Annotated in this window: 27 protein-coding genes and 1 tRNA gene; 10 read left to right on the top strand and 18 right to left on the bottom strand. The window is 28.3% G+C overall.

Features of this window, described 5'->3' with window-relative positions:
* Positions 1-2 precede the first annotated feature (2 nt).
* Positions 3-173 carry a 50S ribosomal protein L32 gene (gene rpmF, locus MK115_RS04285; protein WP_002805281.1) on the bottom strand — a complete coding sequence of 57 codons (171 nt, stop codon included), beginning with the start codon at positions 171-173 and terminating at the stop codon, positions 3-5.
* Between the two features lie 131 nt (positions 174-304).
* On the opposite strand from rpmF, the gene ftsH reads away from it, so the two are divergent.
* On the top strand, positions 305-2,059 hold the full coding sequence (ftsH, locus tag MK115_RS04280) for an ATP-dependent zinc metalloprotease FtsH (RefSeq protein WP_287609613.1): 1,755 nt from the start codon (positions 305-307) through the stop codon (positions 2,057-2,059).
* Positions 2,060-2,859: 800 nt separating this feature from the next.
* On the opposite strand, the gene MK115_RS04275 is transcribed toward ftsH, so the two are convergent.
* Positions 2,860-3,444, bottom strand: a complete 585-nt coding sequence (locus MK115_RS04275; RefSeq protein ID WP_025881525.1) for a peroxiredoxin — start codon at positions 3,442-3,444, stop codon at positions 2,860-2,862.
* Positions 3,445-3,747: 303 nt separating this feature from the next.
* On the opposite strand from MK115_RS04275, the gene MK115_RS04270 reads away from it, so the two are divergent.
* Entirely contained in the window at positions 3,748-3,906 is a 159-nt protein-coding gene (locus MK115_RS04270; protein WP_179852468.1) for a hypothetical protein, read from the top strand.
* A gap of 4 nt (positions 3,907-3,910) precedes the next feature.
* Here the strand turns inward: MK115_RS04270 and MK115_RS04265 are convergent, their stop codons facing one another.
* Positions 3,911-4,132, bottom strand: coding sequence for a hypothetical protein (locus tag MK115_RS04265; protein ID WP_032521393.1), 222 nt, complete (start codon positions 4,130-4,132; stop codon positions 3,911-3,913).
* A gap of 63 nt (positions 4,133-4,195) precedes the next feature.
* Positions 4,196-4,366, bottom strand: coding sequence for a hypothetical protein (locus tag MK115_RS04260; RefSeq protein WP_011818447.1), 171 nt, complete (start codon positions 4,364-4,366; stop codon positions 4,196-4,198).
* 197 nt (positions 4,367-4,563) lie between these two features.
* On the opposite strand from MK115_RS04260, the gene MK115_RS04255 reads away from it, so the two are divergent.
* Complete coding sequence (locus MK115_RS04255; RefSeq protein ID WP_197049542.1) at positions 4,564-4,740, top strand: hypothetical protein; 177 nt, start codon at positions 4,564-4,566, stop codon at positions 4,738-4,740.
* Positions 4,741-4,850: 110 nt separating this feature from the next.
* Here the strand turns inward: MK115_RS04255 and MK115_RS04250 are convergent, their stop codons facing one another.
* Both MK115_RS04250 and MK115_RS04245 read right to left on the bottom strand, forming a co-directional pair.
* A complete protein-coding gene (locus MK115_RS04250) occupies positions 4,851-5,024 on the bottom strand; it encodes a hypothetical protein (RefSeq protein ID WP_287609603.1) in 174 nt (57 codons plus the stop codon).
* A gap of 338 nt (positions 5,025-5,362) precedes the next feature.
* Positions 5,363-5,515, bottom strand: coding sequence for a hypothetical protein (locus MK115_RS04245; RefSeq protein WP_011818444.1), 153 nt, complete (start codon positions 5,513-5,515; stop codon positions 5,363-5,365).
* Between the two features lie 76 nt (positions 5,516-5,591).
* Between MK115_RS04245 and MK115_RS04240 the strand changes: the two genes are divergently transcribed.
* The 3 genes from MK115_RS04240 to MK115_RS04230 all read left to right on the top strand — a co-directional run bounded on the left by MK115_RS04240 (position 5,592) and on the right by MK115_RS04230 (position 6,764).
* Positions 5,592-5,957, top strand: coding sequence for a hypothetical protein (locus MK115_RS04240; RefSeq protein WP_287609600.1), 366 nt, complete (start codon positions 5,592-5,594; stop codon positions 5,955-5,957).
* 268 nt (positions 5,958-6,225) lie between these two features.
* Positions 6,226-6,378, top strand: coding sequence for a hypothetical protein (locus tag MK115_RS04235; protein ID WP_179850853.1), 153 nt, complete (start codon positions 6,226-6,228; stop codon positions 6,376-6,378).
* Entirely contained in the window at positions 6,375-6,764 is a 390-nt protein-coding gene (locus MK115_RS04230) for a hypothetical protein (RefSeq protein ID WP_287609599.1), read from the top strand. Before MK115_RS04235 ends, MK115_RS04230 begins: the two co-directional genes overlap by 4 nt.
* A 23-nt stretch (positions 6,765-6,787) precedes the next feature.
* Here MK115_RS04230 and MK115_RS04225 read toward each other — a convergent pair whose 3' ends face one another.
* A complete protein-coding gene (locus MK115_RS04225) occupies positions 6,788-6,937 on the bottom strand; it encodes a hypothetical protein (RefSeq protein WP_287609597.1) in 150 nt (49 codons plus the stop codon).
* Positions 6,938-7,153: 216 nt separating this feature from the next.
* Between MK115_RS04225 and MK115_RS04220 the strand changes: the two genes are divergently transcribed.
* Positions 7,154-7,285 (top strand): hypothetical protein, encoded by a 132-nt coding sequence (locus MK115_RS04220; protein WP_257008952.1) that lies wholly within the window; start codon positions 7,154-7,156, stop codon positions 7,283-7,285.
* Here MK115_RS04220 and MK115_RS04215 read toward each other — a convergent pair.
* The 6 genes from MK115_RS04215 to MK115_RS04190 all read right to left on the bottom strand — a co-directional run bounded on the left by MK115_RS04215 (position 7,282) and on the right by MK115_RS04190 (position 9,370).
* A complete protein-coding gene (locus tag MK115_RS04215) occupies positions 7,282-7,533 on the bottom strand; it encodes a DUF1651 domain-containing protein (protein WP_287609594.1) in 252 nt (83 codons plus the stop codon). The genes MK115_RS04220 and MK115_RS04215 overlap by 4 nt on opposite strands.
* Positions 7,534-7,544: 11 nt before the next feature.
* Positions 7,545-7,832 carry an ATP-dependent Clp protease adapter ClpS gene (gene clpS / locus MK115_RS04210; protein ID WP_011862967.1) on the bottom strand — a complete coding sequence of 96 codons (288 nt, stop codon included), beginning with the start codon at positions 7,830-7,832 and terminating at the stop codon, positions 7,545-7,547.
* Positions 7,833-7,899: 67 nt separating this feature from the next.
* Positions 7,900-7,973: transfer RNA gene (locus MK115_RS04205), tRNA-Met, on the bottom strand.
* Positions 7,974-8,002: 29 nt separating this feature from the next.
* Complete coding sequence (locus MK115_RS04200; RefSeq protein ID WP_287609591.1) at positions 8,003-8,485, bottom strand: tRNA (cytidine(34)-2'-O)-methyltransferase; 483 nt, start codon at positions 8,483-8,485, stop codon at positions 8,003-8,005.
* A gap of 2 nt (positions 8,486-8,487) precedes the next feature.
* Positions 8,488-9,048 (bottom strand): bifunctional adenosylcobinamide kinase/adenosylcobinamide-phosphate guanylyltransferase, encoded by a 561-nt coding sequence (locus MK115_RS04195; RefSeq protein ID WP_287609589.1) that lies wholly within the window; start codon positions 9,046-9,048, stop codon positions 8,488-8,490.
* A 10-nt stretch (positions 9,049-9,058) separates the two neighbouring features.
* Complete coding sequence (locus MK115_RS04190; protein WP_025894532.1) at positions 9,059-9,370, bottom strand: hypothetical protein; 312 nt, start codon at positions 9,368-9,370, stop codon at positions 9,059-9,061.
* A 111-nt stretch (positions 9,371-9,481) separates the two neighbouring features.
* Here MK115_RS04190 and MK115_RS04185 point away from each other — a divergent pair, with 111 nt between their 5' ends.
* Entirely contained in the window at positions 9,482-10,108 is a 627-nt protein-coding gene (locus MK115_RS04185; RefSeq protein ID WP_287609585.1) for a cofactor assembly of complex C subunit B, read from the top strand.
* Here the strand turns inward: MK115_RS04185 and lptC are convergent.
* From lptC to rpmG, 5 genes are all read right to left on the bottom strand, one after another.
* Positions 10,105-10,728, bottom strand: a complete 624-nt coding sequence (gene lptC, locus MK115_RS04180; protein WP_287609583.1) for an LPS export ABC transporter periplasmic protein LptC — start codon at positions 10,726-10,728, stop codon at positions 10,105-10,107. The two genes, MK115_RS04185 and lptC, sit on opposite strands and share 4 nt — an antisense overlap.
* On the bottom strand, positions 10,712-12,256 hold the full coding sequence (gene metG, locus MK115_RS04175; RefSeq protein WP_287609581.1) for a methionine--tRNA ligase: 1,545 nt from the start codon (positions 12,254-12,256) through the stop codon (positions 10,712-10,714). Before metG ends, lptC begins: the two co-directional genes overlap by 17 nt.
* A 68-nt stretch (positions 12,257-12,324) precedes the next feature.
* Entirely contained in the window at positions 12,325-13,509 is a 1,185-nt protein-coding gene (locus tag MK115_RS04170) for a ribonuclease catalytic domain-containing protein (RefSeq protein ID WP_287609579.1), read from the bottom strand.
* Between the two features lie 45 nt (positions 13,510-13,554).
* Complete coding sequence (gene rpsR / locus MK115_RS04165; RefSeq protein WP_002806014.1) at positions 13,555-13,776, bottom strand: 30S ribosomal protein S18; 222 nt, start codon at positions 13,774-13,776, stop codon at positions 13,555-13,557.
* A 17-nt stretch (positions 13,777-13,793) separates the two neighbouring features.
* Positions 13,794-13,988 (bottom strand): 50S ribosomal protein L33, encoded by a 195-nt coding sequence (gene rpmG, locus MK115_RS04160; protein ID WP_002805540.1) that lies wholly within the window; start codon positions 13,986-13,988, stop codon positions 13,794-13,796.
* Positions 13,989-14,089: 101 nt separating this feature from the next.
* On the opposite strand from rpmG, the gene pheT reads away from it, so the two are divergent.
* The gene (gene pheT, locus MK115_RS04155) at positions 14,090-16,534 is read left to right on the top strand and encodes a phenylalanine--tRNA ligase subunit beta (protein ID WP_287609567.1); all 2,445 of its coding nucleotides are present in this window, start codon (positions 14,090-14,092) and stop codon (positions 16,532-16,534) included.
* Positions 16,535-16,639: 105 nt separating this feature from the next.
* Complete coding sequence (locus MK115_RS04150; RefSeq protein WP_287609565.1) at positions 16,640-16,888, top strand: DUF8643 family protein; 249 nt, start codon at positions 16,640-16,642, stop codon at positions 16,886-16,888.
* Positions 16,889-17,195: the final 307 nt, after the last annotated feature.

Here is a 17,195-nt window from a genome sequence, read left to right as displayed (position 1 = left end):
AGCTATTCTTCTTCTTCTTCTTCAATAGGATAAACAAATCCTTGAGCTTTCCCAGTTAAAACTGATTTACCTAAAGATATAGCTTTTTGAGCTGCTATTGCTGCTTTTCCTTTCCAAACAGCGTGCCTTTGGTTCCTTTTGCTCTTTGATTTTTTCTTCTTTGGTACAGCCATTCTGTTTCTTTATTTCCATATAATAATATAACCTTTAACTGGTTATCTCCAAAACTTTTGAGTATATTTTGTTTATATACGTCAATTTTTTAAATAAGCATATATGCTTTATTAATCACTTATAAAGATTAGTGTTTAGATCAAAATTCTCATATTCAGATTCTAAATCAAGTTATTCGGATCTTCTAGAAGATATAGAGACGGGGAAAATAGAATCAATATTTTTCTATCCTAGGCAGAGAGAAATTGATGTTCTGTATAAAAATGGCGATAAATTTAAAATACCTATCCTTTACAACGATCAATTAATCCTTGAAAAGGCTACTGAAAATAAGGTAGATCTAACTATTAACAATAGTAGAAAAGAAGCCTCAGCTGCTAATTCATTTGCTTCAATAAGTCTTTTCCTGATTTTCATATTAGCTATAGTCTTAATCTTGAGGAGTACATCAAAATTGGCTTCCAGAGCTTTTGGTTTTACCAAAAATCAAGCTAAATTTGTAACTATTGATGATGTAGAAACGAGATTCGATGATGTAGCTGGCGTCCCTGAAGCCGCTGAGGAATTAAAAGAGGTAATAACATTTTTGAAAGAACCAAAGAAATTTGAAAATCTTGGAGCAAAAGTTCCTAAGGGAGTTCTTCTAATAGGCCCACCAGGAACAGGTAAAACATTATTAGCTAAAGCAATTGCTGGTGAATCAGGAGTGCCTTTTCTCTCAATATCGGCATCAGAGTTTGTAGAACTTTTTGTTGGTGTTGGAGCAAGCCGAGTTCGTGATCTGTTCTCTAAGGCTAAGGAAAAATCTCCTTGTATAATTTTCATTGATGAAATTGATTCCATTGGTAGGCAAAGAGGGTCTGGGATCGGAGGTGGAAATGATGAAAGAGAACAAACCCTTAATCAGCTTCTAACTGAATTAGATGGTTTTGCTGATAATTCTGGGATTATTGTTTTAGCAGCAACAAATAGACCAGATATTTTGGATGCAGCATTATTAAGACCAGGTAGATTTGATAGAAAAATTGAAGTAATGCTTCCAGATTTAGATGGAAGAAAAAAAATTCTTTCAGTTCACTCACTTTCCAAACCACTTTCAAGCGAAGTTGACTTAGGATATTGGGCTTCTAGAACAGTTGGATTTTCGGGAGCAGATCTTGCAAACTTGATGAACGAGAGTGCTATTCACTGTGCAAGAGACGAATCTAAATTAATCAGTGATCTTCATATAGAAAATGCTCTTGATAAAATTACCATTGGCCTGAGAAGCTCATTAATAACTTCTCCTAATATGAAAAAAATTATTGCTTATAACGAAGTAGGTAGAGCAATTGTATCTGCTGTGAGAAATGGAATTGAATCAGTTGATAAAATTACGATTTTACCTAGATCTGGATCTATAGGAGGATATACAAAAATATGCCCTGACGAAGATGTAATTTCTAGTGGATTGATTTCAAAAAAATTATTATTTTCAAAAATTGAAATTGCTCTAGCTGGAAGAGCAGCAGAAACGATAGTTTTTGGTGAAGGTGAAATTACACAATGCTCCATAAATGATATCTCTTATGCGACAAATATCGTAAGGGAAATGGTTACAAAATATGGATTTTCAATTATTGGTCCAATTTCAATGGATTCTGATAATAATGAAATGTATTTAGGAGATGGATTATTTAGAAGAAAGCCTCTCATAGCAGAAAATACCAGTTCTAGAATAGATAATGAAATCATAAATATTTCTAAAATTTCATTAAATAATTCAATAAAAATATTGAAAAAAAATAGAGTCTTACTAGATAAATTAGTTGATATACTTTTAAATCAAGAAACTATAGATAAAAAAGTTTTTAAATTAACAACTTCTAAATTGTTGAAAGTTTGATTTAATTGCTTTAAATTAAAAAAAATATTTTCTTGATAATTAAAAACAATACAACGAAGTTATTAGTTACACTTTCATTTTTACTTATTCTTCCATTTGTACAAAAACAATGGTTTAATTTGTATTCACTCAATATTAATGATATTTCCTTTTATTCAATCCTTTACTATTTGAGCGGTGCAATATGTCCATCTTTGGTGTATATAAACTCTTTAAAAAACTATACATACTATAATTTTACTAAGGATAAAATCCATAGTATAAAAATAATTAAAGGAAAAAGATTATTATTCTTAGTAGCAATAAATTTAATATTTCTCTCTTACTTAATAGCTGATTATATATATATAAATTTTGATCTTATATTTAATTTATTTCTTGAAGGAATTAATGTACCAAAACCGGATATTCCACAGTTAAGTTTTTTCATATTTTTAATTTCTATCCTATTAATTTTTAAGAAATCTAGGTTTCTGTTAAAAAAAATAATATTGGTAAATTTTATTTTGATTTCTCTCTATCTTTGGCATCTTCAAATTAATAATATTAGTGTTGATGATCAGTTTCATATTTATAGATATTTTGGTTTAAATGACTTAAATTTAATTAATCTTTTTATCCTAGTCGCAATAGAAATTTCTTTTTATACGTGGTCCTTTTTATCATATAAAACTAATTTGAGCGATTGGATCGTGCCCAAACCTCAAAAAGGGGATGTTATCCCCTTTTTGAATATATTTATTTTTTATTTTTTTATAATTATTTACTACTCAATACTTACTTAAATGTTTCTAATTCTTCTATAGCGCAGAAAAATATTCCTTACTACCTTTGGGGTCCTCTAACATTGTTTTCTCCCCGGGGGTCCAGTTTGCTGGACATACTTCATCGGGGTTTGCCGCAACGTATTGATAACCTTGAAGAATCCTTAGCGTTTCATCAACATTTCTACCTACAGGAGCCTTGTTAACAGTCGTATGCATAACTACTCCTTCGGGATTGATAAGAAATAAACCTCTATCAGCCTCCCCATCATCATTTAGAACATTGTACGCCTGGCAAATTTCTCTTTTTAAGTCAGAAACTAACGGATAGTTAATATCACCTATACCACCTTCATTTCTTGGGGTTTGTATCCAAGCCAAATGACAGTGTTTGCTATCAACTGATACCCCAAGTATTTCCGTATTAAGTGCCGAGAAATCTTGGTATCTATCACTAAATGCAGTGATTTCAGTTGGACATACAAATGTAAAATCTAGTGGGTAAAAGAATAGAACAACCCATTTACCTCTTAGACCTGAAAGTGTAATCTCCTTAAACTCTTGATCATATACTGCTGTAGCACTAAAGTCTGGTGCTTCTTGGCCAACTCTTAAGCTCATGAAAAAATTTGTCCTTATTTAAATTATGTATGGTCTGAATGACCGTAATAAGTATTATAATTTTATTAATAATGAATTAGCAAGTTTTTTTTTAATTCAATGAAATGGCATTATTCCTTTACTAGGAAATTTACAATTTTGAATCACAATAAACTTTTAAAAAATCTCAAAAAGGAGTTAATTAAATATCCCATTAACAGGCTTGACAATAAAAATTCGAATTAAAAGAAATTTTATTTTATTTAAGATTCCTTAAAATTTAACTCTCTATAATTAGAAATATTCTTTTTAATATTTTTAATTATGGCTAAATATATTGAAAGACTAAAGGAAAAAGTTAAAATAAAAAAATTTGATTCTAATCAGCCAATTGGAGCTTGGATTTTCGTTGTAATTTTGAATATAGTTGGATTTGCGGGTTATTTTTACTTAAAGGTAAATCATATACAACTAGGTAGTTAAAAACTTATCTTATTTCCTTCTTAATTGAGCGACAAAAATTTTTTAGTCTTTCATTTCTCGTTAAGTCAGGTAAAGTCCAAATTGATTCTGTCTCAGGTAATGGATCTTTGCTCCATTCTTTGAATTCTTCCATTATCGAAGCATTATTTAATTTTGATGTATACTTTTTTCGTTTTTTTAAATATTTTCTTATCACTGTAAGATTTGCCTCAATATATTCCCTCATAATAAATACTTAGTCTTATATTAATTTATCATCTAGCAAGTTCTACTTTAAAGAAAAGATTAATTAGACATTTTGAACTGCTTGAAAAAGTCCAAACGAATAACCTCCTATTAGAATCCAGCCAAGTACGCTTGATATTATTGTAGATCTTCTATTATGTCTCCTTAAAGCTGATTCAATCATTTCATTAACTTCATCTCTATTAAGGTATTCTTTCTTGGAGTTTTTTTTCATTTTTTTTCTTTTTACAATAAACGAATTTATAAGAAAGTGAGCTTAAGATATTTTCTTATAAGTAAAAGTTTTATTTTTGATGATTTTATAAATATTTTTTATATTTAACATAAAATAAATAATGAAATTTTAAGAATAATTTTAAAATTATAAGATAAAGTATTTGAATTGAAGGATCATAGTTTTTTATACAAACAATGAATATTAATGATAAATCTGTTTTAGAAATGCTTAATAAACTTATTGTTATTAATAGGCTAAATAAAAGTCAAATTCTTCAAATGGTGAATTTAGTTTCAATATCAAATGATATCAATGATTTAAAGGATAACTTGAAATGGGAAAGTTCTAAATCATTTCATCAAAATATTTAAAATACATAAACTCATTGTTTGATAATTATTAATTCTTGAAATTTACATAAGAGATACTTAATAGTTAATTGAATTAATTAAGAGTTTTATAAATAATTTATATAAGCTATTCAAATAAATTTTTGATAGTAATTTTTCTTATAAGAAACTTGCTCTTGATTACTATAATTAAGTGTTGTTTTCTTATCCTTGCTAAATGATTTAATTAATATTGTAGAAGTGATTATTATTATTAGTATTATTAGTAAATCTCCAACAGTAATCCCTCTCTCCTTTAGATTCATGATAAAACATATATTTTGTTTAAATATAGCCTTTATTATTTAATAAACTAATATTTTTTACAAACGTGCTAAAAACACATATGAAGGAAATATAAAAAGAATATAAAAATATTGAGACTATAACCTTTTAAGTCATATAAAAAAAATAGATAAATTCATTATATGGAAGTCAAAAAAAAAATTAGTAGTTCTAACACTCCTTATTTTTTCTCTAAAGAGATGATTATCACAAAAAAATCACTTAACGAAAATCAACTCAAATTTACTTATCAAAAACAGTTAATCTCAGATCTAGATAATAAGCACAAGGAATGGTCAAAATCGATTAACAGTAAATTTTAAAAGCTTTCGTTGATTATATTTAAAAGTTTATTTCTTTTAATTGTATTTTTTTCTTCCCAATTAAGTGTTACTTCATCATTAATGATAGGTTTTGCTTCATAAGCTAGATACCAAAGAATAAATCCGACAGGAAATAATAAAATATGCATAGCAAAATTAGTTGACTTAAATCAAATATAGTGCAACACTTATAATGTGCAAGTGTGACACTAATTTTTTTTAATTATGCCCTCTCCGAGGAAAAGAATTGGTTTTTTGCCAAGTGAAGAAGTGCATGAAATTATTGAAAAATTGTGCACAGCTAATGAGTTTAGTCAGTCAAAAGTCACAGGTTTATTGGTTGAGGAAGCGTTGAGGTCTCGAGGTGTGTTAAATGAATCTTATTGTCATAATCAAAATGGGCAAGTTGATTTTATAAACTTTTCTTTTGATCACGAAACATTTTCTGAAAATAATAGTTCTTCACTTAATGTGGACGAATATGCAGTTAATAAAAAAGTATTATCTGATGATATCAAAATGATGCATGAATTTATTGAGTTTAAGTATTTTAAGAAAGTTATGAAGCGAAATAACAACATTATTGAATAAATAGTGTCACACTATTAATGTTTATATAAGAATGCTTTTCAATGGAATTTAGAAATTAAACAGAGATAAATATTTTTTAATATTTCTAATCAATTTCTTAAAGAAGGATCCAATATAAATTGAATCTTTAAAAATTCAGCGGACTAAATCCTCGTGGAGATATGAACCTTAGCCCGCTTTAAAAAAATAGCAATAAAAAAATATAAATACAATAAGTATGTAAATTTACTTTTGATTTAAAATTGGAATATAAAAACTCTAAATATAAATGGCAGTAAGTGAATTAAATGAAGATACACAGGATCAAATATGTGATCTTCTTGAAAATCTTCAGCAAATAGAGAAACTTAAAAATAAAGATATACGAATTTTGCTTGATAAGATAGTTAGAAAATATGGAGGAAAAGTAGTAAATAAATGAAACGCCTATTAATCCCACTATTAGTTTTGCTTACTTTACCAAGTGTTGTTCATAGCTCCCACTTAAATAATCAGAGAGAACTTATAGTCACCTCAGAAAGCACTAGGGAATCAATCGAGTTGGCAAAATACCTTAAAGATAATGGTGTAGTTAAATATTCAGCATATTGGTGTCCTAATTGCCTTAATCAAAGTGAATTATTTGGTAAGCAAGCTTATAGAGAACTTAATGTAGTTGAATGTGCAAGAGATGGCATAAACAGTCAAACTCAATTATGCATTGATAAAAAAATTAAAGGGTTTCCCACATGGGAAATAAATGGAAAACTAATTTTAGGTGTACTTTCACTAAAAGAGTTATCAAAGTTGACTGGATTTAAGAATTAAGAAAAATGTAAGATGATTAATGGCTAGATATTAAAGGTTATTTCTTGAGTACCTTTCATACATCCTCCAGTTGGATAGTTAATTACTTTTTTTGATATTAATCCAATACTTATAGCAACTATTCCAATACCAAATAAAGCTCTTGATCTTTTGCTTGAGATGAGATATTTCATTGGGTATTTATAAGTATTAAATAGTAGGGATTATTAAACTATAACAAAGATTTTTTTTAAAAAAGTAATCCTAAATCTATAATTTTTTAAAATAAGTTTTAGATATTAGATATCTTGAAAATCCTTAATCAATAAATGCTTATATATCTTTTTTTCAGTATTTTTAGTTTGTATTTGACAGTCTTTTTATAATTAAAATGAGACTTTTATTTTTTTATGAAAAATAAAGAATTTAATGTGACTCAAGGAATGGCTTTGTTACTTTTGAAGCCATTAAATTTACCCGCTAACTACGTCCTAAATCTCATAATTTATATAACTAATCCTAGTAACAATATTGGATACTAATAGTCTTCCCAAACTGGTTTGGTTCTCCTCCAACCTTGAGCGATTAACTTTTTCCATTCATCTCTAGCTTTATCAACTTTAAGTTCTTCTCTGGTTGTCATAAGAGGTGGTTCTTTTCCTAAAACACCAAGAATTCTTCCAGAGTCAATAAACATATATTCAAAAAATTTATCTTTATTTTGATTATTCTTTGAAAACCTTTTAACCCTTGAACGATTCGAATTTATAAGCCAAAAATTTTCTGTCAATCTTACTTATTTTATGTTTTCTCAATTGGAGCCATTGTTAATCCTTTGCTGAATAGTTGCTCATGATATAGCTCTGCCTGTTCAAGATTACCTCTCCATACCTCTGCAGATCCTGTCTTGTCAACTTTGATGGTTAGATCCCATGCCCTTTGTTCACTCATGCTTGGGATTATTGTTAGAAGACAATTTGCGACATGCTGAAAAGTATTAAAATTGTCATCAAGAACTATAACTCTTGCTTCTGGATATTTTGCTTTAGATTTTTTTGGATCTAAGACTGTGCCGAGTGAATTAAACATTATTGTCTTTAATAGTTTAATTAAATTAAAATTTCACCTATGTTCTTCAATTGAAAAGTATTGAAAATGTCTCGAGCGTGACTTGAACACGCGACCTGCGGGCTATGAATCCGCCGCTCTAACCAGCTGAGCTACCGAGACATGGGAATATTGTAAGGCATTGGTTGTACTTAATTACCATTTTGAAAATTTATTTGTTTGTGGGCCTCATATATAGCAATTCCGCATGCTACAGAAAGGTTTAGACTTCTAACACCTTTTTGATCATTGTTTCCAGTCTGTATATTCGGCATAAATATTGATATTAAAAAGTCGCTTTTATCAATAATGGAATCGGGTAATCCTGAATCTTCTCTCCCAAATAGCAAAATATCATCTTGCTTAAATTTAAAATCCTTCAAATATAATCCATTTTTTTTACTAAAAGAGATTATTCTTTTTGTTGATTTTGACGCTAAAAATTTTTCAAAATTCTCATACTGATTAACAGTAACTAAAGGCCAATAGTCTAATCCTGCTCTTTTTAAATATTTATCTTCTAGTTTAAAACCCAAGGGCTCTATAAGATTTAAAGGTATATTAAATGCAGCACATGATCTGGCAATATTACCAGTATTTTGTGGGATTCTAGGTTCAAAAAGAGCGACTTCCAATTTTAAGTAGGTATTTCAATACTTATTTCATCTATTTTGATTGCTCTGCCGTTTATTGCCAGCCAATTATCTTTTGATATTTTGGTTATTCTCTTTTGAAGTTCGCCGATTCTTTCAATATATGTATTACCAATTTTATATTCAGAGACCAGACTCCAACCTACTTGTTCTCCAACAATAATTGTTATGCTTTTTCTTTTCATTAAGAGACTTATAAGTGAATTCATTTTTGTTGACCATTCATTTTGTTCCTTGCCAATACTTTTCATAACGAATCCGCCAATAGAATCTATTAATAATGGACCTTCTTCTTTCCTTAATGTATTTAATAGATCTGTCGTTTCTATTAATTTCCAATCTTTTGGCCTTCTTTTTCGATGTAAATTAATTTTATCTTGCCATTCTTTATCATCCAAATTGTTTTCAGATAAGGCAACATATGATAATTTTTTTACCTCCTTTGCAAGATGCTCCGCGAATTCACTTTTGCCACTCTTTGTCCCCCCTGTAATAAAAACTATATGAGATGAATATTCACTAATACTTAAATCCTTGGCATTCATAAATTCTCTATTATTTAGAGAAATACCACCATGTTGCTAAAGGAATAATTGTGGCAGCAATTAACAAACCTATAACTATATAAGTAGCAGTTGAACTCTCAGTATCTTTTGATCTCATAGTGTTAAAATTTGGATCCACTACAGGGTTGTCGATAGATGAGGGCTGACTTTTTTCGTAATTTATAACAGTCTTCTGTTGAGTAATACCAAAATATTTATTTATAGTATTAATTTCATTTGCGTATGTAGTCGAAGGGATAAGAATAAAAATAAAGCCAGTAAAGATAAGGGAAAGTATATATTTATTGATGTTTAGGTTCATTTTGAGAGGTTTTGGTTAATTATATATTAAAAACCATATGTTTGAGTAATTTTAAATGTACTAAACAATATAATATTTGCATAATTTAATTAGAAATAACATATTTAAAATATGGGATTCAATGGGAAATCATTAATATTAGTCGGTGCAATACTCTTTATTTTTCAGATAGCAAATTTCATTTCAATAGAAACAATCACTCCTGAGCTTGAAAGAGCACAAGTGTTAGCTGCAATAGCTTCATTAATTATTATTTTGATAGGTTTTTTATTTAAACAATTCGAACCATTAGCTGGTGAGAAAGCTGCTTTAAAAGGAGAAAATAAGTTTCTCTTCGATAGAAACATGCCGGATGAAGTTATTGATGAACTTGCATGGGGTTCTGAAGCGATATTAACTTCTACAGCAGCAGCAGCAATATTAATCCACAATGATGGCGTTAATATATTGAGGAGGGGAATCACTTCAAGTAATGATTTTAAACCTGGGGAAACTTGTCTGAGATCTATAAAAGATATGAAATTAATATCATTAGCAAACACTAAATTTTATCCTGGAAGAGATGAATTTTTTAATTTTTGTGCCGAAATTCCATCTATCTTAGTTGTACCTATAAATAATAAGGCTTTTATATTGATTGGAGGCTGGAGTGCTAAGTGTTTTACGAAGTCTGATGAAAAATGGATTAATAACTGGTCCAAAAAAATTAATAATATTTTTTCAAAAAATAAAATTTAAAAATAAATTATTGATTTAACTCTTTTATCTTTTGCTTTAAAACTTACTGATTCAGTATTTAAATTATAGTAAGCATTTTCTGAATTTATTTCATATTTATTTTCGTTATTTTCATCTTTTATTATATATTTTACTGGATTGAAAAATTCAATTATGTTATCTGAACCCAATATGGCTTTTCCTGAATTTAAGATGATATTTTGATTTTCAAATCTTATATTACCCTCTAATAGATAGTTAGTATTTTCTATATTCCAAATAAAATTATCAGCATATAAAAAATCCCCATCTTTTTTAAGAGTTTTTAATTTAACATTCCCTTTCAATTTCAGGAGTTTATTGTTGTCTGATAATGTAGATTCTTCTGAACTAATAATATATTTAGTTTCTTCCCCATTGAGAATATTAATGATAGGTTTTTTTAATTCGAATTTTAATTCAATATTGTCATAACTTGAATTTGGACTGGTAATTGAATATATTTTATCTCCACTTTTAGAGAAAATAGTCATATCTAAACTGTCTATTTTTTGTATAACTTTATTTTCATCAATTACATTTGGGGCGCAACCAAGCATAAATAATGGAAGGAAAATTATTAATCTATAATTTTTGCTCATACTCAAGTTTATTTATGATTGGAGTGGGTTTAGGAAGACTTGAGTTGCTAACTAATAATCCCCAAATTAATTGTTTTTTCCAAGAAATTTCCTCTCTGTATATAGAGCCAAGTTGTTCATTAATTTTTGTAGATAATTCGGGCAATAAAGGTAGTAATAATAATCCTATTATTCGGGTACTTTCTAAAACGTTATAAATAATTTCTTTAACTAGAGGTAGATTATCTTTCTCTTTTATTAGCAGCCATGGCTGATTATCATTCAAATACAAATTTGTATTAATTGCTAGGCTAAGTACTTCATTAGCTGCTAAATCTAATTTGTAGTTATCAAAGTTATAAATATAGTTTTCAACTGCAATTTTGGCAAAATTCTCTAATTTATTTTCACTTAAAATTTTTTCATTATTTGGCACTTTATTATCAAACCATTTTCTAGACATAGATGATGTTCTATTTAATAAATTACCAATTGTATTAGCTAAGTCATTATTGATAATGTCAACAAATCTTTTATCTTGAAAATCTCCATCATTTCCTAGTGATATGTCTTTAATGAGGTACCACCTTACAGGATCATTTCCATATTTTGTAAGCAATAAATCAGGGTCGAGTACATTTCCTAAGCTTTTACCCATTTTTTGCCCCTCTCTTGTAAGAAATCCGTGCCCAAAAACCTTCTTAGGAACTTTCATTTTGGCAGAAATGAGCATTGCAGGCCAATATACAGCATGGAATCTCAGAATATCCTTACCAATTAAATGAACATCAGCTGGCCATCCTCCATTAATTGATTTTTCCAATGAATGTTCTGTCGCATCAGAACTAATGGCACTTACATATCCAAGTAAAGCATCAAACCATACATAAAAGGTATGGTTATCGTAACCAGGGACAGGAATTCCCCATGAGACATTTGTTCTTGAAATTGAAAAATCCTTTAAACCTCTAGATACAAAATTTATAATTTCATTCTTTCTTTCTATTGGCTCTATAAAAGAAGGTTCGTTGATTATTTTCTCAATTTCTTTTTGATATTTTGAAAGCCTAAAAAAGAGATTCTCTTCATTTTTCCATTCTAGATTTTTTTGATGTATGGGACACTTGTATGTTGATGAGTTTTCTGGATTATCTTTAAATTCTTCACAACCGACACAATACCAACCTTTTTGAACTCCCATATAGATATCATCTGATGCTTTTACTCTTTCATAAAATTCATTAACAACAAATTCATGATTTTTTGAGCTTGTTCTTATAAATTTATCAAAGGATATATTCCAATTTTTCCAATTATTATTAAAGACTTCTGAGATTTCATCACAATGTGATTTTGGTTCAATACCCTTTTCATTAGCTGTTCTTTGTATTTTCAAACCATGTTCATCAACACCAGTGATGAAAATAACATCTTCACCTGCAAGCCTTTTATACCTAGCTATTGAGTCACAAATTATTGTTGTATATACACTTCCTAAATGAGGTTTATCATTAACATAGTATAAAGGTGTAGTAATGACAAAAGTCATAAAGCTTTTTTATTAATACTAACAGATATTTTTTAAACTAATAACAACCTATTATATTTATTATCTTATTAATAAATAAATTCTAAAAGATTACTATCATTTATAATATATTTAACTTTATATATTTTATTACTATATATTTCTATTGATACAAAAAGAGTAATAAGTATTTCTAGTGAATAATCTGGAAAATAAACCAAAGCAATATTTTTTTTATGATTAATCCACTTAACGAATATAATTTTATAAAAAGCTTTTTTTTCATTCTTAAAAAATAATTTTAAATACTTAAATTTATCATTTTTAAATATATTATTATTTTCTGATTGTCTATTTTTTGAATAATCAATAATCTTAGAGACTGAATCTTTACTAAGAACTTCGTAATTATTAATTTTGTTATAGACTTGCCTTTGTATAATCAAATCAAGATATCTTCGTAATGGTGATGTACATTGTACATACATTTTAAGGCCTAATGATTCATGGATTCCTGGCTTAGTAGTTATGTAACTTCTTCCCATATATTGTTTTAATATTATATATTTAATATCACTATCATTGTATCTATTAAGTATTTCAGATGGATTGCAGTTTAATTTTTGAATCCTAAATGCAGCCGCTAAATTATATTTATCTATAAATAAACTTGTTACATAACCCATTAATATCATTGATTCTGCAACTATAATTTGTGATATTGTTTTCTCTAATTTAGTTAGTATAATCTTATCCTCATATAATTTAATTTTATTATTAGGACTTTCAAAAATAATTGCTCCTTGTTTCTTTCTGAATGTAATACTTTTTTCTAATAAATTTTTAATCTCAATTAATTCTATTTCTTCTTTAGGTTCTATTTCTAATATTTCATTTGCATCTTCATATGTTAATTGATATTTTGGTTTTATTATTGCTTCAGTTATTTCATATTTATTTATTGATCCATCGTCATTGAATTCTATTGCTGCACTAATAGTTTCTGAAACTTTATTTTGAGCTAGATTTGCCTTTTCAAGAATATCTTTAGGTAGCATTGGGACATATTGATCAATTAAATATAAACTGCTATTTCTCTTTCTTGCATTTAAATCAACATTAGAGTCATGCAAAAAGAGTTTGCATGGATTACTAATATGTATCCATAAATTTTTTTTATTTCCTTCTTTTATTTCTAATGAAATAGCGTCATCAACCTCATGTGGATCATCAGAGTCAATAATATATGTTTTTAAATTAGTTAAATCTTTCAAATATTTGAAATATTAATTATAGTGCCAACTATATTCAATATGAAATTATCCTTCAGGATTTACGAAGGGTAAAAGAGCTACAATTCTGGCTCTCTTAACAGCTAATGTGAGATCTCTTTGTTGCTTAGAGGTTAAACCTGTCATTCTTCTTGGTAGGATTTTGCCCCTCTCAGTTATGAATTTTTTTAGTAGTTCTACATCCTTATAGTCAATAGGATCTCCAGGTTTGATAGGTGATAATTGTTTTTTAAAAATTGAATTAGGCATGATTTAATTTGATTTGATTACTTAATTTCTTTGTGAATTGTCATTCTGTTTAAATGAGGATTAAACTTTTTTAGTTCTAATCTTTCAGTTGTATTTCTACGATTCTTTTCAGTAGTATATCTTGAGACACCATTTGATCTCTTAGGATCTGTGCTTGTCCTAGCTTCAGTACATTCCAGGGTCACTACAACTCTTGTCCCTTTTTTGGCCATTTTAATTAATACTTTATTGTATAATTTTCTATTGTACATCTTCAACAAACTTTTTTGAAGATATACTCATTTCTTTTATCATCATTGATTAAAAAATATATATGAAAGTTTCTCAAAATTGGTTGAAAAATTTAGTAGAAATTACTTCTACTCCTGAAGATCTCTCTGAGAAATTGTCTATTGGTGGATTTGAGGTTGAATCATTAGAAGATTGTTCAAAAAATGTAAATGGTGTTGTTTTAGGTAAGGTATTATCTGTTTTAAAACACGAAGGATCTGACAAACTTTCAATTTGCCAAGTCGATATTGGTAATTCAAAGAATTTACAAATTATCTGTGGTGCGCGCAATATTAAACCAAATATTTATGTTTATGTTGCTACTGTCGGCGCGAAATTAAATGCAGTTGATTTAACTATTAAAAGAAGTGAAATTAGAGGTGTCATGAGTGAAGGAATGATATGTTCACTGCAGGAACTGGGTTTAGAGGACTCTAGCGAAGGGATAGAGATCATTGATGAAGATTTAGCCTTAAAACATGAATTGGGCACTCCAGGGTCTGACTTGCTTCAATTAAATGATTTTATATATGATTTAGCCATTACAGCTAATAGACCTGATGGAATGTCTGTTATAGGTATAGCCCGTGAAATTTCTGCCCTTTTAGAATCCACCTTAAATTTTCCAGAATTAAACCATAAATACAATATTCATTTACTTAAGGGAATTAAACTTTGTCCAGAGGCTATAGAATCTAATTGCATTTATACAATAAGCTGCATTGATGGAGTAAATGGAGAGAAATTATCGCCAAATTGGCTTAAAGACCGTATAGAAAAATCAGGTATAAAATCTATTAATCTTCTAGTTGATTTGACAAATTATATTCTTTTAGAACAAGGTCAACCTTTGCATGCGTTTGATAAAGATAAACTGTCAAACTTAATTGGTAAGGAAGTTTCTCCAGAAGATTTCTCTGTAAGAAAAGGCAAGGATAACGAAAGCCTTATTTGCTTAGATGGTAAAGAATATGACTTAAATGACAATATCACAGTTATTACTTGTTGTGATAAACCGGTAGCTATTGCTGGGGTTATAGGCGGTTTAGAGACTTCTGTAAGTAATACTACCTCATCTATTTACCTTGAAGGCGCTGTTTTTAATCCAGTTACTATAAGAAAATCTTCAAAGGCGGTTGGCATAAGAACAGAATCTAGCAGCAGGTATGAAAAAGGGATTTCATCAAAAAATACAATAAGTGCAGTAACAAGGGCAATTAATCTTTTAGAAGAATATTTTTCTATTAATTCACCAATCATCAATACTTCAAATTTAATAAGTAATGAGGATATATTTATTAAACTACGGAGAAATCGAATACATAAAATTCTTGGTCCATTAATAATTAACGATCAATTTGAAAAAAGAAATTTATCTGATAATGAAATAGTTGATAAATTAACACTCATAGGTTGTACTTTAAAGAATAAAGAATATGGCTGGGATGTAGCAGTAATTCCTAATAGATCACATGATTTAATAAGAGAAATAGATTTAATTGAAGAAATAGCAAGATTAATAGGGTATGACAGATTCGACTTAAAACTTCCTAATCCAATTAAGCCTGGAAAATTGTCATCAGAACAGTTGGCATTGAGAAAAGTAAAAAATGGTTTTATAGAAAATGGTTTTAACGAGGTACTAAGCTACTCTCTTGTTCCTGAAGATAATGAAAAACTTATAAAGATTTCTAATCCTTTGTTATTAGAAACAAGCTGTCTTAGAGATAATATCTGGAAAGAACATTTGGAGATAGTGAACCGTAATATAAAAGCTGGACAAGCAAGTTGTTATATATTTGAAATTGGAAATGTTTTTCAAAAGAAAACTGAGTTCATTCAAGAAGAAGTTCTGAATGGTGCGATTTATGGAAATAAAAAATTTGGAAAATGGATAAATTCGGGTAAGGATAACGATCTTAATTATTACCAGGCCAGAGGAAAGTTAAAGGAGGCTTTATCATCTTTGAACATAAAAATTGAGGATAAACCTACTGATTCAATTGATTTTCTTCATCCAGGAAGAACAGCGAAATTAGTTATTGAAGGGAAAGATGCAGGTTATTTTGGTGAAATACATCCCAAACTAATATTAGAAAAGAAGTCATTAAAAAAAGTTTATTTATTTAACATAAATGTTTCTAACCTCTTGGGAGCTAGTACAAGAAAAAATAAATGGATTCCAATATATAAGCAATACCCAATTGTTCCGAAAATGGAAAGGGATATAAATTTTGTTTTCAGTAAGAAATTTTTAATTAGCGAAATAACATCACAAATAAGAAAAACAGGAAAAAATCTCTTAGAGGATGTAAATTTACTTGATGTTTTTGAAGATACTAAATTTGGAGATGATCATATAAGTTATACATTTAGATTATCTTATAGAGATAAAGATAAAACATTACTGGACTCGGACATTACATCAATACATTCAAATATCATTTCTAATGTTGAAAAATGTTTTAACACTAAATTAAGAAATTAATTGTATCGTAAATCTCATATAAGACTATAAATAAGTCTATATATAATTCTTATATAAGATAAATAATAATCCTATAAAAGTAATTAATGTTGTATGATAAGTTGCATGACTAATTTGCTATCTCTACTTCTATCTTCAGTGCTGTGGGTACAAGTCCCTCAGTGGTCAGATGATTGGTCAAAATGTGCTGTTGACATACCAGATGCATCATGTCACTGGTATATAACTGCACCAGATAATACTTTTGGCGAAGGATTTGATTGGGCTAGCGCCCCTTGGTTTGATGCTAACGGATTAAGTGATGTCCCTAGTATTGATAAACAAACTGCCATTGAAAAGCTTCAATCTAAGTAGTACTGTCTTTAAGGCAGTACGGGAAAACATAAAACCTTCTAATAGTAGTACTTTCTAGTCCTTGTTAATTTCTTGGACAGTGAAAGGACATAGTTTATTGATTTATTATTCAATTTTTAATTTTTCCCAGGTAATAAACAGTTTGGGTATGAATCATCCAAATTGATAAATTAATTTATCTTACATATCCTTTTTGAGACTATTTAATAGACTTATAATAAGTCTCATATAAGAAGTACTATACAAGAAATTTTTATTCTTAAAAATTATATTCTGAATAAAAATTGACAACATAAATCAGCTAAAA

It is taken from the genome of Prochlorococcus sp. ALOHA_ZT_50, from assembly GCF_022447305.1.
GTDB lineage: Bacteria > Cyanobacteriota > Cyanobacteriia > PCC-6307 > Cyanobiaceae > Prochlorococcus_A.
Note: the sequence above shows the minus strand (reverse complement) of the source record. Positions and strands in the feature narration are given on the sequence as shown.

Coding starts and splice junctions, on each gene's coding strand:
- MK115_RS04235 (WP_179850853.1), top strand. CDS start 6,226: ATGGCAGTAAGTGAATTAAATGAAGATACACAGGATCAAATATGTGAT.
- clpS (WP_011862967.1), bottom strand. CDS start 7,832: ATGTTTAATTCACTCGGCACAGTCTTAGATCCAAAAAAATCTAAAGCA.
- MK115_RS04260 (WP_011818447.1), bottom strand. CDS start 4,366: ATGAAAAAAAACTCCAAGAAAGAATACCTTAATAGAGATGAAGTTAAT.
- rpmG (WP_002805540.1), bottom strand. CDS start 13,988: ATGGCCAAAAAAGGGACAAGAGTTGTAGTGACCCTGGAATGTACTGAA.
- lptC (WP_287609583.1), bottom strand. CDS start 10,728: ATGAGCAAAAATTATAGATTAATAATTTTCCTTCCATTATTTATGCTT.
- MK115_RS04275 (WP_025881525.1), bottom strand. CDS start 3,444: ATGAGCTTAAGAGTTGGCCAAGAAGCACCAGACTTTAGTGCTACAGCA.
- MK115_RS04185 (WP_287609585.1), top strand. CDS start 9,482: ATGGGATTCAATGGGAAATCATTAATATTAGTCGGTGCAATACTCTTT.
- MK115_RS04150 (WP_287609565.1), top strand. CDS start 16,640: ATGACTAATTTGCTATCTCTACTTCTATCTTCAGTGCTGTGGGTACAA.
- rpmF (WP_002805281.1), bottom strand. CDS start 173: ATGGCTGTACCAAAGAAGAAAAAATCAAAGAGCAAAAGGAACCAAAGG.
- MK115_RS04255 (WP_197049542.1), top strand. CDS start 4,564: ATGAATATTAATGATAAATCTGTTTTAGAAATGCTTAATAAACTTATT.
- MK115_RS04195 (WP_287609589.1), bottom strand. CDS start 9,048: ATGAATGCCAAGGATTTAAGTATTAGTGAATATTCATCTCATATAGTT.
- MK115_RS04265 (WP_032521393.1), bottom strand. CDS start 4,132: ATGAGGGAATATATTGAGGCAAATCTTACAGTGATAAGAAAATATTTA.
- MK115_RS04245 (WP_011818444.1), bottom strand. CDS start 5,515: ATGCATATTTTATTATTTCCTGTCGGATTTATTCTTTGGTATCTAGCT.
- MK115_RS04240 (WP_287609600.1), top strand. CDS start 5,592: ATGCCCTCTCCGAGGAAAAGAATTGGTTTTTTGCCAAGTGAAGAAGTG.
- rpsR (WP_002806014.1), bottom strand. CDS start 13,776: ATGCCTAATTCAATTTTTAAAAAACAATTATCACCTATCAAACCTGGA.
- MK115_RS04220 (WP_257008952.1), top strand. CDS start 7,154: ATGAAAAATAAAGAATTTAATGTGACTCAAGGAATGGCTTTGTTACTT.
- MK115_RS04225 (WP_287609597.1), bottom strand. CDS start 6,937: ATGAAATATCTCATCTCAAGCAAAAGATCAAGAGCTTTATTTGGTATT.
- MK115_RS04190 (WP_025894532.1), bottom strand. CDS start 9,370: ATGAACCTAAACATCAATAAATATATACTTTCCCTTATCTTTACTGGC.
- pheT (WP_287609567.1), top strand. CDS start 14,090: ATGAAAGTTTCTCAAAATTGGTTGAAAAATTTAGTAGAAATTACTTCT.
- MK115_RS04250 (WP_287609603.1), bottom strand. CDS start 5,024: ATGAATCTAAAGGAGAGAGGGATTACTGTTGGAGATTTACTAATAATA.
- MK115_RS04270 (WP_179852468.1), top strand. CDS start 3,748: ATGGCTAAATATATTGAAAGACTAAAGGAAAAAGTTAAAATAAAAAAA.
- metG (WP_287609581.1), bottom strand. CDS start 12,256: ATGACTTTTGTCATTACTACACCTTTATACTATGTTAATGATAAACCT.
- MK115_RS04230 (WP_287609599.1), top strand. CDS start 6,375: ATGAAACGCCTATTAATCCCACTATTAGTTTTGCTTACTTTACCAAGT.